Consider the following 15,590-nt stretch of genomic DNA (forward strand, 5'->3'; position numbering starts at 1 on the left):
AAGGACGTGCGGACGCGGAGGGGCCGATCGTGAGGCGGCGGGCGCGGGACGGCGGGCGCGACCCGCTGCCGGTGGCTCTCGGGCTGCTGACGGTGCTGAGCGGCTGCGTGGACGCGGTCGCCTTCCTGGCGCTCGGGCGCGTCTTCACCGCCAACATGACCGGCAACGTGGTCATCCTCGGGTTCGCCGCCGCGGGAGCGCCCGGATTCTCGGCGTCCAGGTCGCTCGTCTCTCTGCTGGCCTTCCTCGCGGGGGCGGTCGCGGGGGGCCGGATCCACCGCCACGCCCGCTCCCGCCGCTCCCGGATCGTCATCACCCTGGCCGCCGAGGCGGCGCTGGCCGGCCTGGCCGCCGGCGCGTCGGCCGTGCTCGGCCTGTCCGCCGAGGGGCACCGCAGCGTGGTGATCGCCCTGGTCGCCGCCGGGATGGGGCTGCAGAACGCGATCGTGCGGGTGCTCGGGGTCCCGGACATGACGACCACCGTGCTCACCCGCACGCTCACGGGCCTGGCCGCCGAGTCCTTCCTGGCCGGCGGGACCGACCCCCGCGCTCTGCGCCGGGCGGTCTCGGTCCTGGCCATCTTCTGCGGCGCCTGCGCGGGCGCGGTGCTGCTCCGGCGCCTCCACCCCGGGTGGATCCTGCTGGCCGTCGCCGGCGGGGTCGCCCTCATCGCCGCCGGCTACGCCCTGCACCCGGCCTCCCGCCGCGACGGTCCCGCCCGGTGATCTTCCGGCACATCAGGGGGAAGGGTGCCGCGGCCCGGCCCCGGGCGGGGCCGTCCAGGGACCCCCAGGTTCGCCCCGTACCATCGCCTCCTGTACCAACGGCCCACCGAAAGGATTCGCCTGATGGCCGAGCCGCAGGTCATACCGGTACACGTCGCACGCGACCGCTTCGAGTCGGTGCCCGAGCTCGGCCGGCTGCGCGCGGAGCAGCCGGTGTCCAGGTTGACGACGCCCGCGGGAACCGCCTGGCTCGTGACCCGGTACGAGGACGTCCGCGAGGTGCTCGGCGACGCGACCCGGTTCGGCAACGACCCGGTCGACCACCGCTCCTACGCGTCCATCGCCGTCTCCGGCCACAGCGGGGAGGGCGCCGGGACGGCCCCGCCCCGGCACGGCTTCCTGCTCGCCTACGACCCGCCGGACCACACCAGGCTGCGCCGCCTGCTCACCCCCGAGTTCACCGTCCGGCGCATACAGCGGCTGGCGCCGCGCATCGAGCGCATCGTCACCGACCACCTCGACGCCATGGAGGAGGCAGGGCCCCCGGCCGACCTGGTGCCGGCCTTCGCGCTGCCCGTCCCCTCGCTGGTGATCTGCGAGCTGCTCGGCGTCCCCTACGCCGACCGGGAGGACTTCCAGCGGCTCAGCCGCGCCCGCCTCGACATGGGGCTCCCTCTAGAGGAGCGCGCCGCGGCGGCGCGCGCGTCGCAGGCGTACATGGCCGGCCTGGTGGCCAAGGAGCGCAGGGACCCGGGCGAGGAGATGCTCGGCATGCTGGTGCGCGAGCACGGACAGGAGGTGGACGACCAGGAGCTGACCGGCGTCGCCGACCTGCTGCTGCTGGCCGGGCATGAGACCACCTCCAACATGCTGGGGCTCGGCACGCTGTTCCTGCTCCAGGATCCCGCCCGCGTCGCGCTGATGCGCGAGGAGGAGCACGTCGAGACGGCGGTCGAGGAACTGCTGCGCCACCTGTCGGTCGTCCACACGGTGATGCCCCGCTACGCGCGCGAGGACGTGGTGCTCGGCGGACAGGAGATCAAGGCGGGGGAGATGATCGCCGTCTCTCTCCCCGCCGCCAACCACGACACCGCCCTGCTGGAGGACCCCGGCCACCTGGACCTCACCCGCAAGATCATCCCGCACGTCGCCTTCGGTCACGGCGTCCACCACTGCCTCGGCGCCTCGCTGGCGCGCATGGAGATGCGCATCGCCTATCCGGCGCTGCTGCGCCGCTTCCCCGGCCTGCGCGCCGCGGTGCCGATCGAGGAGATCGCCTTCCGCGCCTTCTCGGTCATCTACGGAGTGGAGTCGCTGCCGGTCGAGTGGTGACCCCGCCGCCTCCTCGGCTCGCCGCCGCCCCGTCCCGTCCGTCCCGCCGCATCGCACCCGTCGCGTCCCGTGGGAGCCGGGGCGGCGCGGGTGGTGGGCGGGGCCTCACTGGTCGGGGTCGAGTTCGGTCTCCTCGGCGATGCGCAGGGACAGGTCCTCGTACCAGGACAGGATGAAGGCCTTCACCCGGGCGATCTCCCGCTCGTCCAGCCCGTACTGGGCGAAAAGCGCGTCGTCGAGGGTGAGGCCGCTTTCCAGCTTGAAGGCGAGGTTCTCCAGGGAGAAGCCGTCCTCGAACAGCGCGCCGAGCCGCTCCAGGTCGGGCAGGCCGTAGCGGTCGGCGTACCGGTCGGCGACCGACAGCACGTCGATGAAGTCGCGGGGGAGCGCCCGGCCGCACAGGGCGCCGACCTTCATGCCCACCACGTCGTCCATGCTCGCCACCGGGCAGATCTCCATGTCGACCGCGGGGCGTTGCAGCGGCTCCTTCATCAGGTCGACGGCGGCCGACTGCGCGGTGACCGGGTCGCTCACGGTGAGCCGGGCCAGCCGGGCGCTGTCGCGCTGGTGGCGGACCTCCAGGCCGTCGCGCTCGAGCGCCCGGGCGAGGTCGCCGGTGATCTCCTCCAGCGGGGTGAAGGCGACGGTGGCGAAGTCCAGGTCCTGGCTCGGCCGCTCGACCAGGCCGTGCGCGCGCATGGCGTACCCGCCGGCGAGCACCAGGCCGTGGGCGTCGCACACCTGCAGCGCGGCGTCCAGGATGCGCCGGTGGAAGGGCGGCATGTCCATCAGCGCGCCTCCTCCGCCCGGGCGCGGACCGCCTCGCGGGCCCGGCGCAGCTCCGCCGCGACCTCGGCGGCGTGCGCCCGCGCGTGCTCGGCCAGCGCCGGGAAACGCGACTCCCACTCGGCCCGCGCCGCCGAATGGATCAGACGGCGCAGCCGCGGCCAGACCTCCATGAGCAGGCGCGCGTCCAGGTGGGCCTCCACGTCGGCCAGCATGCCCTCGGCGATCACGACCTGGTACATGCCCAGGCGGATCGCCGGATCACCTACGTCGTACACGCGCATGCCCGACCAGCACAGATGCAGCGGCAACGCCACCTCACCGGCCGAGGGCCCCCGCAGGTCGCCCAGCGACCGCGGCACCCTGCCGGCGATATCGTCATACCGCCCCGGCAACCCCACCGCCATGCCGCCATTATGGTCCACCCCGCCGCCTTGTCCGGCGGTGACGGCCCTTGGGCCGGTGGCGGGGCCCATGGGCGGCCGGCGGTCGGGCTCGGGGCGCCGGTCAGGGAGTGAGCAGGGCGCGGGCCTTCGCGGCGAGGGTGGGCATGCCGAGGCGGTCGGACAGGCGCAGGGAACGGTGCAGCAGGCGGGTGGCCTCGCCGGAGGCGTCGGAGGGGTCCAGCAGGCGCAGGGCTCTGGCGCGGTCGAGCTGGAGCCTGGCCATGTGCGGGGGAGCGGCCGACACCATGCGCGTCGCCTGGTCGAGGTGGCGCAGCGCCTCCCGGGCGTCCCCGGTGATCATCGCCAGCAGTCCGAGGAACCGCGCCGCGGGCCCGACGAGCACCGCCGGCCAGCCCGCCAGCACCATCTCGTCGGCATGGGCGGCCAGCCGGCGGCGCAGCAGGGGCACGTAGGAGGCGGGACCGTCGTCCAGCCCGCCGGGTTGACCTGGGGCCGACCTGCCGCCGCTCAGGCCGGTGAGGTGAGCCGGGGTGGACACGCCGCCGGCCGAGTCGGCGGGACGTCCGGGGAGGGGCACGCCGTCGTCCACGGCGCCGAGGTGGCCCGTGGCGGGGGCGGTCGCCGGCGGGGCGGTGGACAGGGCGTCGGCGATGAGGGCGCAGGATTCGGCGAGCATGGCCAGGGTGGACACGGCCCACCCGTGGGGCGGCAGCGCGGCCAGGCCGGAGGTGTCGCGGACGAAGGCGGACAGCCGGTCGGCGGCCTCGTCGTGCCGGCCGGTCTCGCACAGCGCGAGCACGTGCGCGGCCCGCCAGACCGGGAAGTACCCGTGCTGCTCGATCTGCCGGGTCATCCCGGAGGTGAACAGCTCCTCCAGCCTGCCCTTCTCGTACAGCAGCCAGAAGTACTGGCCCATCCAGGTCTGGCGCAGCGTCTCGCCCGGCACGGCGTGGCCGGCGGTGAGCTCCTCCACCATGCGCAGCGCCTCGCCCATGAGACGCTCCTCGGCGCGGCGGAAGTCGCCGTTCCACATGTCCATGACCGTGTCGAGCGTGCCCTGCAGCCAGGGGCCGAGCGCGCGGGGGTTGCGCGCCACGTGCCGGCGGTGGTCGTCCACCGTCCCGAGGGCGTCGCCGAGCAGCCCCAGCCTGAGCTGGTCGACGGCGAGCGCGACCAGGCCCTCGCTCTGGAAGTAGGCCGACCCGGCCTGGACGCCGGCCTCGCGGAGCCGGGCGGCGATGCCGAGCAGCTCCCTGGGGTCGGCGTGGTCGTACAGCGCCCACCGGCACTCGTTGAGCACCTCACAGCGCACCAGGCGGTCGACGTCCGCGGGCAGTTCCCGCAGGGTGGCGCGGGCGAGCTCGACGCCCTCGGGCGGCCCGTCGGGGACGGGATCGGCGGTGCTGCGGGCGACCGCCATGGTCTGCTTCTTGGCCAGGTGGGCCTTGAGCTGCAGGCGCAGCAGAGCGGCCTCGTCGCCCGGGTCGTGCTCCAGCGCCGCAAGGCTCTCGCCGATGAGGTGGATGAGCTGCCGGTCGACCTGGCCGGGGGCCGACCACCTGCGGGCCAGCCGGACGGCGGCCGCCGCGGCGAGCGTGGGCAGTCCTTCGGCGGCCTGGTGGGCCGACAGGTAGCGGCGGCCGGCCTCCTCCATGTCGCCGCCGTCGCTGAGGGCGTCCCCGAGCGTGATGAGCAGGCCGACGCGGGTGGCGGGGTCGCAGCGCAGCCGCAGGCCGTACTGGGCCCACTCCACGGCGGTCTCGACGCCGAACCCGCGCTGCTCGGCGCGGGCGGCGTCCAGGCACGCGGCGGCGGCGCGCTCCTGCGGGACGTCGGACCCGGCGGCCCGGGCGTGCTGGGCGACGCGGACGGGAAGCGCGGGATCGGCCCAGCCGCCGGAGGCCATGCGGTCGGTCAGCGCCTCGAAGGCGCGGCGGTGCAGGTGGCGGGCGAGCGCCGGGTCGCGGTCGAGCTCGTCCAGGACGGCCTCGCGGGAGCGGTCGTGCGGGAAGCGCACCCGGTCGCGGCACTCCACGGCGCCGCCGGCGGCGGCGAGGGCCTGGGCGCGGTCGGCCTCGGCGGGCTCCAGGCCGAGCATGCGGGCCACCAGCGCGGCGTCGACGTCCAGGCCCAGGGCGGTGACCGCCGCGGCGGCCAGCCAGTGGAACGCGGGCCCGGCCTCGGAGCGGGGCGCGGCCGGGGTGGAGCGCAGGTCGCCGGCCTCGTTGAGGGAGCACAGCTCCAGCGGGACGCCGGAGGTGACCCGTGCGGCCCGCTCGATCTCGCCCGGCGTCGGCTCGCGCGGCCACACCCGGCCGAGCCACTGCGCCACCTCAGGCTGGGTGAGCGGTGCCACGGCGAGGGACTCCATGGCCTCCTTCCAGTGCGCGGCCTCGTCGCGGGTGGCGAGCAGGAACCCGGCCGGCACCGCGCCGAGCCCCCGCCTGACGTGCTGGAGCAGCTCCTCGGCGTACGGGCTGAGCAGGTGGGCGTTGTCGAAGGCCACTAGCAGCCCCCGCCCGGCGGCCCGGCGCACCAGGCCGGTGAGCAGGAAGGTCAGCTCACGCGGGTCGCGTTCGTGGCCGGGGCCGGCGGGAGAGCCGGGCGTGCCCGCCGACATGAGCTTGCCGAGGGTGTCGCGTTCTTGGGCGCTGATCGGCTCGGGCGGGCTGGACGGGTCGCGCCGCAGGTGCGCCCAGAGCAGGCCGGCCAGCTCGCGCCACGGCTGCAGCCCGTCCAGGTCGCGGCACATCACGGTGACGGCCTCCACCCGGGCGCGGGCCGCCAGGCGGGCGGCCTCCCTCAGCAGGCGCGTCTTGCCGATGCCGCCCGGGCCGCACAGGGCGAGCGAGGCGGGTTCGCCCGCGCGCAGGCGCTCGACCAGGCGCGACAGCTCGGTGACCTCGCGGCGGCGGCCGACCAGGACGGCCGGGCCGCCGGTACCGCCGGCCGCCTCCGCCGCGGCGGCGAGCGGGGCGCACACGTCGAAGCCGTGCTCGTGCAGCGCCAGCAGGTCCTCGGCGCGGCGCGCCGCGTCGTCGCCGGGCGCGACCCGGCGCCGCAGTTCGACGGCCCGCCGCGCGCCGGCCGGGCCGTCCTCGCGCAGGGAGGCAAGGAAGCGCAGCAGCCACACGGCCGTGGTGTCCTCGCCGCCCTCGCCGACCGGGCCCTCGGACAGGAAGGCCGCCTCGTTGTAGCGGCCCAGGCGCAGCGCGACGCGGGCGACCAGCCGCACCAGCTCCTTGCGCTGGTCCTCCAGCTTGGCGCGGTAGGTCTCGCACACCCACGGCAGCGTCCATCCGGCCGACAGCGAGGCGAACGGCGCGCCCCGCCACTCGGCGGCGGCCGCGCGCAGCTCGGGCAGCGCTCCGGCCAGGTCGCCGTCGTCGTACAGCTCGCGCCCCCGGCGCAGCCGGGCCTCGAACCTGGCGGCGTCCACCGTCGCGGCCAGATAGCCCGGCTCCCGCTCGACCAGCTCGTAGGCGTGCGACCACTTGGCGGGAGGGATGTCCAGGGCGCTGCCGGTCAGCGCCTGGCGCAGCCGCGACAGCGGGGGCGCCACGTCGGTGACCGGCCAGCCGGGACCCTGGCCGAGCGCCGCGGCCAGGTTGTTCTGCGGCACCGGGTTCCTGGCGGAGACGAGCATGGCCAGGGCCTTGGCCGTCTGCGGCAGTAATTTGCGCGCGGTTCCGTCGACGAGGATCGATACGTCACCGAGCAGGCGGATGTCGAAGGTCGCCACGTCTTACCGAGGCGGTCGGTTCGCGATCGTCACGTCGGCGGCCTTTCCGCAAGGTCATCGCAAGGATCGGTGGCCACGATGGGCGGGGCGGGAAATGGTCCTGAACAGTCGTCAACGCTATGACCTGAGGTGAGCCCGTGGCAAGGATGGAGCGTGTTTCCGTCGGCGCGCTCGGTGAGGAGCGGCTGGAAAAGGTCAGACAGGGAGTGCGCCGGGAGCGGGACGCCGAATCGGGCAGGCCGTTGAGCGTGGCCATAATGGGGCAGGCGGGAGTGGGGAAGTCGTCGCTGCTCAACGCGTTGTTCGGCACCCGGCTGCCGGTCGGCGACGGCAAAACGGGAACGTGTGAGCCGCGTTGCATTTCCGTCCCCGGTAATTCCGGCCATATGTTGACATTTTGGGATATGCCTGGAATGGGAGAATCGCTGGCCGCGGACCCCGGATATCACGCCATGTATCGCGACCGGCTGGTCGAATCCGATGTCGTCATCTGGGCCCTCCACGCCGACAGCGCCTCCACCGCCGCCGACGCCCGATGCCTGCGCGCGCTCCTCGCCGGCGCCGACCGGCAGACCAGGGCCGAGCTGCTGGCCAAGCTGACCGTCGTGCTCACCAAGGCCGACACCCTCACCCCGCCGCCCTGGATCTTCGACATGCGCGGGTCGCACGGCGCGTTCCTGCCGAGCCCCGCGCTCGCCGACCGCCTTTCAACCAGGGCCGCCCGGTTCGAGCGCGCCTTCCTGGAACCGTGGGCCGACCTGCTGGGCGCCGCCACCTACACCACGGGCGAGTTCGCGATCGGCGACGACCGGCTCAGCTTCGACGGGCACGCCGTCCGCTACCGCGGCCACTTCTCCGCCGAGGTGTGCGAGGCCTACCGCGCCGCCCACCCCGAACACGCCGAGGTGTTCTCCCGCCTGCGCGACGACCACCGCGTCCTGCCCTGCTCGGCGCTGTTCCGCTACAACCTCGTGCGGCTGATGGCCGGCGTGGTCAACAAGCTCGGGCCGGCGGCCGTCTTCCGCTTCCAGCGGCTGCTGGGCGACGTCACCGAGCTGGCCCGGGTGCCGGTGGAGGCGATGCGCGAATACGGCAACTTCCTGGTGTGGGACGGCGTGCGCGGCGTCAAGGCGTTCGACCTCGCCCGCTTCCCCTTCTGACGCCCATGATCGACGACGCCGACATCCTGCGGGCCGTGGACGAACGGCGCCGCGAGGACGCCGAGTACGCCACGCGGCTGGACTACGCCGTCCAGTACCGCGACGAGGCCGCCATGGAGCGGCTGATCAAGGACGCGGTCTCCCGTGAGCTCGGAGCGCCGGCCGAGGTGGGATCCGACGTGGTCAGAAGCGTGTGGAACTGGCTCGTCGGCCGCTGACCGCCCTCCGCCCCGCCCTCCGTTTGGCGCCGGACGACCGCGCCGTGACACCTGCGTGACCGGTATGTGATCGAATACCCGCCTGCGCCGCCCTCCCGGACCGCACGCGCGCCCCTGAATTATGGAAAGAATGTGGATAGAGACGGACTAGTACGTCCCAGCACCGGGGGAGGCGCGGAGCGTTGGGGATGCCCGGGGCCGCCGGCCCGCCTATGAGCCTGGAGGGCGTCGACCACGCCCTGCGCCGGCGCATGGAGGAACGCGACCGCGTCGCCGGCGACATGCTCGACCTGGACGACCACCCGAGCCACCGGCTGCTCAAAGGCATGACCCCCACCGGGGAGACCGCGCGCCGATGGGACCAGGCGCAGGTCACCCTGGTCAGGCTGTGGTGGCTGTTCGACGCCTACCGCCGCGTGCTCGACCTCGCCCAGGAGGCCAGGGCCGCGGGCCGGCCCGACCTCGGCCTGCTCACCGCGCTGCTCACCGGCCCCTCGGTGGAGCTCAAGCCCGACGACGTGCCCATCGAGAAGCGCTCCCTGCTCAGGGAGAAGGGCGAGTGGATCACCCTGGACCTCGCCCTCGCCGGGATGGACGGCGCCTACCGTGAGGTCGCCGAGCTGATCGGCGCCGTGGACGCCGCGTGGAACACCCTGCTGCCCGCGCTGGACGCGGCCGACGCCGCCCGCCGGGGCGCGCGCGAGGCCGCCACCTCGCTCGGCGCGCCCGACCCCGAGCTCGACCGGCTCGACGACACCGCCGCCCGGCTGCGCGCGCGGGTCACCACCGACCCGCTGGGGTCGGCCGGTCTGCTCGGCGAGCTGGAGGCGCTCGGCCGGGCCGCCGGCGCGCGCCGAGCCGAGCTGGACCAGGCCCTTCGCGTGCGCGAGGAGTTCGACGGCCGCGCCCGCCGGCTCGCGGAGCGCATCGACGCGGTCGCCGAGGCCGAGCGGGAGGCGCTGCGCGTCCGCGACCTGGTCCTCACCAAGATCCAGTCGCCGTCGCTGCCCCAGATGCCCGACCAGGCGCCCACGCTGCGCGACCGGCTGGCCGCTCTGGACACCCGCACGGGCCGCTGGCTGGAGCTGGCCGAGCGCCTGACCTCCCTCGAACGCGGCGTGGAGGAGGCGCTGGCCCACGCCACGCGCACCACCGAGTCGGTCGCCGGCCTGATCGGCCGCCGCGACGAACTGCGCGGGCGCCTGTCCGCCTACCAGGCCAAGGCGGTGCGCCTCGGGCACGCCGAGGACCTCGCCCTCGCCGGCCTGTACGGGGCGGCGCGGGACCTTCTGTGGACGGCGCCGTGCGATCTGCGGCGGGCGACCGTGGCGGTCGCCGAATACCAGCGGGCCATCACTCGAATAGGAGCGGCCGGATGACCAGATGCACGCAACCCGGCTGCGCCGGGACGGTGGTGGACGGGTACTGCGACACATGCGGCATGGCGCCCGTTCCCGAGGCCGCGCGCTCGTCCCCGGGTTCGGCGCCCGCCCAGGCCCCGCCGCCCGGCGGTCCCGGCGCGCCGCAGAGCCCGCCCGGCGGCCACTGGGCGCCCCCGGGCGCGCCGCCGGCGCCTCCCGGGTTCGGCAACTCCGGCCACCCCGGGACCGCCTGGCCCTCCGCGTCGCCGCCCAACGCCCCCGGCATCCCCAACGCCCCCGCGGGCGGCGCCGGACGCCCGGGCACGGCCTGGCCGTCCTCCGCCACGGGCGCGCCGCCCTCCGGCGTCGTCCCGGGGCCGCTGACCGCGCCCTCCGCCGGCATGCCCCCCGTCACCATGCCCACCGGCTCGGCGCCCAGCGGCATCACCGGCTTCACCAGCGGCTCGCGCCGCACCAGCAGCCGCTCCCGCCGGGGCATGCTCGGCATGGGGCTGGTCGAGGTGCCCCCGGTGCCCTACCGCGACCCCTCGGCGGTCGTGCTCTCCGACCCGGTCGTGCCCGAGGACCGCCGGTTCTGCGGCAACCCCGACTGCGGCAAGCCCGTGGGCCGCACGCGGGACGGCCGCCCGGGCCGTCCCGAGGGCTTCTGCCCGCACTGCGGCCAGCGCTTCTCCTTCACCCCCAAACTGCGCTCCGGCGACCTGGTCGCCGGCCAGTACGAGGTCAAGGGGTGCCTGGCCCACGGCGGTCTCGGCTGGATCTACCTGGCCGCCGACCGCAACCTCGACGGCCGCTGGGTGGTCATGAAGGGCCTGCTCGACACCGGGGACCTGGAGGCGCTGGCCGCCGCCGAGGCCGAGCGGCGCTACCTGACGGCGATGGACCACCCGAACATCGTCAAGATCTTCAACTTCGTGAACCACCCCGACCCGGGCACCGGGACGATGGTCGGCTACATCGTCATGGAGTACGTCGGCGGCGAGCCCCTGCAGGAGATGCTGCGCAGGAGGCTGCGGGAGTCCGACAACCGTGAGGCGCTGCCGCTGGCCCAGGTCATCGCCTACGGCCTTGAGATCCTGCGGGCCTTCGGATACCTGCACGACCGCGGCATGCTCTACTGCGACCTCAAACCGGCCAACGTCATCCAGGTCGAGGAACAGCTCAAGCTCATCGACCTCGGCGCCGTGCGGCGGGTGGACGACGCCGACAGCGCCATCTACGGCACCATCGGCTACCAGGCGCCCGAGATCGCCTCCCACGGCCCCTCCGTCGCCTCCGACCTGTACACCGTGGGCCGCACGCTCGCGGTGCTGGCCTTCCCCTTCAGCCCGACCAGCGGCGGCAAGAGCGCCCCGCTGCCCGACATGGGCCCCCGCCAGGAGTCCTTCCAGCGCTTCCTGCGGCGAGCGGCCGACCCCGACCCCGGCAGGCGGTTCCAGAGCGCGGCCGAGATGTCCGACCAGCTCGTCGGCGTCTTACGCGAGGTCAGGGCCATCGAGGACGGCACGCCGCACCCGGCGCAGTCGGGGGTGTTCGGCCCCGAGCGGGCCGCCGTGGGCACCGAGCTCGCCCCGGCCACCACCGGGCGGGCCTTCCCGGCGCTCGACCCCGCCGACGCCGCCTCCGCGCTCCCCGTGCCGCTGGTCGACCCGCTCGACCCGGCCGCCGGCCTGCTCGCCGGCCTCACCGCCGGCAACCCCGAGGAGCTGATCGGCCTGCTGGAGTCCGCGCCGCCCACCCCCGAGACCAGGCTCGCGCTGATCAGGGTGATGAGCGAGCAGGGCCGCCCGGTGCCCGACGAGCTGTACGCGGCCGTGGCCAGGGACCTGCCCGGCGACTGGCGGCTGTGGTGGTACCGCGGCGTCGCCGCGCTGGCCGCCGGGGACGCCGGCGGCGCCGCGCAGTTCTTCGACGGCATCTACTCGTGGTTCCCCGGAGAGGCGGCGCCCCGGCTGGCCCTGGCGTTCGCCCTGGAGCACCTCGGCGCCCTCGCCGACGCCGAACGGCACTACGCCGCCATCTGGCAGACCGACCGCTCCTACGTCAGCGCCTGCTTCGCCCAGGCGCGCATCCGGCTGGCCGCCGGCGATCCGCAGGGGGCGATCCGCGTGCTCGACCAGATGCCGCCCACCTCCATCCACCGCACCGCCGCCCAGGTGGCGGCCGTCGCGGTGGTGGTGCGCGGCCAGGCTCCCGCCGAGCCCGAGCTGGTCGCCGCCGGGGATCGGCTGCGCGGCCTGAAGCTCGACGCGCGCGACCGCGCCGGGCTGGCCTCGGAGGTGCTCGAGAGCGCGCTCGCCCGGTTCGTCACCGGGCAGGCGGTGCCCGGCAACGGGACGCTGCTCGGCACCCCGCTCAGCGAGCAGGGCGTGCGCGGCGAGCTCGAACGGGTCTACCGGTCCCTGGCCCGCTCGGCCGGGTCCACCGAGGAACGTCACGCCCTCATCGGCAGGGCCAACGCCGTGCGGCCGAGGACGATGTGGTGAGCGGCCCGGAGACGAGCGGGGCAGAGGTGAGCGGCTCCTGCCCCGTGTGCGGCACCCACGTCCTGCCCGGTGAGGCGTTCTGCGAGCAGTGCGGGCACGACCTGTCCGCGGCCGCGCGGGTCTCCGCGCGGTCGGCCTCGCCGGGCTCGGCGCCAGGTGCCCCGCGGGGCTCGGCGCCGTCCTTGGGGAGGGCCTGCACCGTATGCGGGTCGGCCGCCATCGGGTCCGACGGCTACTGCGAGAACTGCGGCATGCTCCAGCCCACCGGCCGCGACCACGTGGAGATGGAGCTCGGCCCGATGGCCGGCGTCAGCGACCGCGGCCTGCGGCACAGCCGCAACGAGGACGCCATGGCGCTGCTCACGGCCGGCGAGGACGCCGTCGTCGCGGTCGTGTGCGACGGGGTGTCCACCTCGCCGCGCCCCGACGAGGCCTCCCAGGCGGCCGCCGACATCGCGGCGGTCACCATCGCCAAGCGCCTGGCCGAGGGAGAGGGCCCCGAGACGGCCACCCGCGAGGCCGTGCGGCTGGCCGCCGACACCGTCGCCTCCGCCGCCCGGCCGGGGGAGGACTCGCCCGCTTGCACGCTGGTGTCCGCGGTGGTCGAGCGGCGGCGGGTCACCGTCGGATGGGTGGGCGACAGCCGCGCGTACTGGCTGGGGGAGCAGTCGTCGCTGCTGACCACCGACGACGCCACCCCGGGCACCCACATGCTCACCGCCTGGCTCGGCGCCGACGCGGGAGAGGTCGTGCCGCACGTCAGGACCTTCACCACCGACGGTCCCGGCGTGGTGCTGCTGTGCAGCGACGGCCTGTGGAACTACTACCCCGAGCCGGAGGCGCTGGCCGCCACGGCCCTGAGCGGCCCCTCTCTGGCGGTGGCGCGGCGGCTCGTGCGGCTGGCCAACGAGGCCGGGGGTCACGACAACATCACCGTCGCGGTGATCCCGTTCGGACAGGGGGAGCGGGGCGAGACGACGGTGGCATTCCCGAAGGAGACAAGTGACTGACTTCAGCGTCCGTGTGGACCAGAACAAGTACCTGCCCGCGGGGAGCCAGGAGGTCCACGGCATCATCACGGTCGAGGCGAGCGGCCCGGTGGACCGGGGGCCCGTCGCCGAGGCGGCCGAGGTGATCATCGTCGACACTTCGGGCTCCATGGCGTACGGCAAGATCACCGATGCCCGCAAGGCCGCGCAGGCCGCCATCGACACCCTGCGCGACGGGGTGTACTTCGCGGTGATCTCCGGCGACCACCAGGCCGAGGTCGTCTTCCCGCCCAACGGGCAGCTCGCGCCCGCCACCCCGCAGAGCCGGCAGGCCGCCAAGGACGCCGTCGCCCAGCTTCGAGCCGACGGCGGCACGGCCATGGGCCGCTGGCTGCGCCGCGCCGCCGACCTGTTCAGCGCCCACCAGATGAGCCACCCGGGCGCGATCCGGCACGCCATCCTGCTCACCGACGGCAAGAACGAGCACGAGCCCGCCCCCGAGTTCGACGCCAACCTCGCCTATTGCGCCGGCAAGTTCGTCTGCGACTGCCGCGGCGTCGGCACCGACTGGGTGGTGGCCGAGGTCCGCAGGATCGGCTCCACCCTGCTCGGCAGCGTGATGGACGTGCGCAGGCCCGAGGAGCTGGAGGCCGACTTCCGCGCCATGACCGAGGCCGCCATGGGCAAGACCGTCGCCGACGTCGCGCTGCGCGTGTGGACGCCCCGGGCGGCGACCCTCAACTTCGTCAAGCAGGTGTCGCCGACCCTCGAGGACCTGACCGGCCGCCGCACGGAGGTCGACGCGCTCACCGGCGACTACCCGACCGGCTCCTGGGGCGGGGAGACCCGCGAGTACCACGTCAGCGTGCGCGTGCCGGCCGGCAACGTCGGCCAGGAGATGCGCGCCGGCCTGGTCAAGCTGGTGGTGCCCGACACCGGGGAGGTGCTGGCCGGCGGCAACATCCTGGCGCAGTGGAGCGACGACCCCGTCCAGTCCACGCGCATCAACCCCAGGGTCGCCCACTACACCGGCCAGCAGGAGCTCGCCTCGCTGATCCAGGAGGGCCTGCAGGCCCGCAACGAGGGCGACCTGGACACCGCGACCGCCCGGCTCGGCAGGGCGCGCGGCATCGCCCAGCAGGCCGGCAACGAGGAGACCGCCAAACTGCTCGACAAGGTCATCGACGTCGACCCCGAGACGGGAACCGCCCGCCTCAAGCGCGTCGTTGACAAGGCGGACGAGATCGCGCTCGACACCCGTTCCGTCCGAACCGTCCGCATGCGCAAGGACCCGGAGAACTGAGGATGGCCATCTGCCCTGTGGGGCACGACTCCGCCGACGAGGAATACTGCGACATCTGCGGCGCGCTGATGTCGGGAAGCCCGGCGCCGGCCGCCTCCGGGGCGCCCGCGGGCCCGGCCTCCGGCGCGGCGTCCCCCGGGGCCGCGGCCGGGCAGGGCGGCGCGGCGACCGGCGACTGCCCCGACTGCGGGGCCGAGCGCACCGGCCGGTTCTGCGAGACCTGCGGGTACGACTTCGTGCTCGGCGGCGGCGGCGCGTCGTCCCGGTCCGCCGCCCCGCCGCAACCGGCCACGCAGACCGGCACGGGCGCCGCCGCCGCGCCCGCCCAGCCGTGGCAGCCGGCGCAGCCGGTGCGGGGCCCCCAACAGGCGGCCCCGTCCTGGCAGCCGTCCCAGCCGGTGCAGGCGGCCCCGTCCTGGCAGCCGTCGCAGCCCGTGCAGCCCTCGTCGCGGTCCTCGTCGTGGCAGCCGTCGCCGCCCGCGCCGCAGGGCGCGAACGGCCCGGCCGGCGCGAACGGCCCGGCGACCGGCCAGGCGGCGACCGGCGGCACGGCGCAGGGCCGCCCCGCTCGGGCGGGCTGGGTGGCGGTGGTCGCCGCCGACCGCGCGCACTACGAGGCCATGATCGGCCAAGGCGGCCCGGACGCCGCGCGGGTCGCCTTCCCGCCCTACTGTCCCGAGCGCACCCTGCCTCTCGCCGGTCCCGAGATGCGCATCGGGCGGCGCAGCCAGTCCCGGTCGCTGGTTCCCGAGATCGACCTGTCCGGGCCGCCGGAGGACCCCGGCGTCTCCCACCTGCACGCCGTGCTGCTGGCCCAGCCCGACGGCTCCTGGCAGCTCGTCGACCCCGGCTCGGCGAACGGCACCCTGGTCAACGGCGAGCTCCTGGAGGTCAACGTGCCGGTCCCGATCGCCGACGGCGACCGCGTGCACGTCGGAGCCTGGACGCTCATCACCGTGCGGAGGGCCTGAGCCATGACACTTCCCGCCCCGGCCCAGGCCCCGCCGCCCGCCGCCCCCGCGCCGGGCGGCGCCACGGCCGCCGTGCCCGCCGTGCCGGC

At 75.2% G+C, this 15,590-nt stretch carries 12 protein-coding genes; 9 read left to right on the forward strand and 3 right to left on the reverse strand.

The window, feature by feature from the left end; translation table 11 throughout:
* Window positions 1-29 precede the first annotated feature (29 nt).
* Together ACWEN6_RS37870 and ACWEN6_RS37875 are read left to right on the forward strand one after the other, a co-directional pair.
* Window positions 30-725, forward strand: coding sequence for a YoaK family protein (locus ACWEN6_RS37870; protein ID WP_354920938.1), 696 nt, complete (start codon window positions 30-32; stop codon window positions 723-725).
* A gap of 123 nt (window positions 726-848) precedes the next feature.
* Window positions 849-2,057, forward strand: a complete 1,209-nt coding sequence (locus tag ACWEN6_RS37875; protein ID WP_452576791.1) for a cytochrome P450 — start codon at window positions 849-851, stop codon at window positions 2,055-2,057.
* Between the two features lie 105 nt (window positions 2,058-2,162).
* On the opposite strand, the gene ACWEN6_RS37880 is transcribed toward ACWEN6_RS37875, so the two are convergent.
* From ACWEN6_RS37880 to ACWEN6_RS37890, 3 genes are all read right to left on the reverse strand, one after another.
* Window positions 2,163-2,846 carry a nucleotidyl transferase AbiEii/AbiGii toxin family protein gene (locus ACWEN6_RS37880; protein WP_354846850.1) on the reverse strand — a complete coding sequence of 228 codons (684 nt, stop codon included), beginning with the start codon at window positions 2,844-2,846 and terminating at the stop codon, window positions 2,163-2,165.
* Complete coding sequence (locus ACWEN6_RS37885) at window positions 2,846-3,250, reverse strand: hypothetical protein (protein WP_354920932.1); 405 nt, start codon at window positions 3,248-3,250, stop codon at window positions 2,846-2,848. The genes ACWEN6_RS37880 and ACWEN6_RS37885 overlap by 1 nt, the downstream gene beginning before the upstream one ends.
* Before the next feature lie 100 nt (window positions 3,251-3,350).
* Window positions 3,351-6,992 (reverse strand): AAA family ATPase, encoded by a 3,642-nt coding sequence (locus ACWEN6_RS37890; protein WP_452576792.1) that lies wholly within the window; start codon window positions 6,990-6,992, stop codon window positions 3,351-3,353.
* 146 nt (window positions 6,993-7,138) lie between these two features.
* Between ACWEN6_RS37890 and ACWEN6_RS37895 the strand changes: the two genes are divergently transcribed.
* The 7 genes from ACWEN6_RS37895 to ACWEN6_RS37925 all read left to right on the forward strand — a co-directional run bounded on the left by ACWEN6_RS37895 (window position 7,139) and on the right by ACWEN6_RS37925 (window position 15,501).
* Window positions 7,139-8,152 carry a GTPase gene (locus tag ACWEN6_RS37895; protein WP_452576793.1) on the forward strand — a complete coding sequence of 338 codons (1,014 nt, stop codon included), beginning with the start codon at window positions 7,139-7,141 and terminating at the stop codon, window positions 8,150-8,152.
* A gap of 5 nt (window positions 8,153-8,157) precedes the next feature.
* Window positions 8,158-8,370, forward strand: a complete 213-nt coding sequence (locus ACWEN6_RS37900; RefSeq protein WP_354846842.1) for a hypothetical protein — start codon at window positions 8,158-8,160, stop codon at window positions 8,368-8,370.
* A gap of 188 nt (window positions 8,371-8,558) precedes the next feature.
* Window positions 8,559-9,749, forward strand: coding sequence for a hypothetical protein (locus ACWEN6_RS37905; protein WP_452576794.1), 1,191 nt, complete (start codon window positions 8,559-8,561; stop codon window positions 9,747-9,749).
* Window positions 9,746-12,238, forward strand: coding sequence for a tetratricopeptide repeat protein (locus ACWEN6_RS37910; RefSeq protein ID WP_452576795.1), 2,493 nt, complete (start codon window positions 9,746-9,748; stop codon window positions 12,236-12,238). The genes ACWEN6_RS37905 and ACWEN6_RS37910 overlap by 4 nt, the downstream gene beginning before the upstream one ends.
* Window positions 12,235-13,248 (forward strand): protein phosphatase 2C domain-containing protein, encoded by a 1,014-nt coding sequence (locus tag ACWEN6_RS37915; RefSeq protein ID WP_452576796.1) that lies wholly within the window; start codon window positions 12,235-12,237, stop codon window positions 13,246-13,248. The genes ACWEN6_RS37910 and ACWEN6_RS37915 overlap by 4 nt, the downstream gene beginning before the upstream one ends.
* A complete protein-coding gene (locus ACWEN6_RS37920; RefSeq protein ID WP_452576797.1) occupies window positions 13,241-14,530 on the forward strand; it encodes a VWA domain-containing protein in 1,290 nt (429 codons plus the stop codon). Before ACWEN6_RS37915 ends, ACWEN6_RS37920 begins: the two co-directional genes overlap by 8 nt.
* Window positions 14,531-14,532: 2 nt before the next feature.
* A complete protein-coding gene (locus tag ACWEN6_RS37925) occupies window positions 14,533-15,501 on the forward strand; it encodes an FHA domain-containing protein (protein WP_452576798.1) in 969 nt (322 codons plus the stop codon).
* The last annotated feature ends 89 nt before the right edge of the window (window positions 15,502-15,590 follow it).

The organism is Sphaerisporangium sp. NPDC004334 (assembly GCF_053602655.1).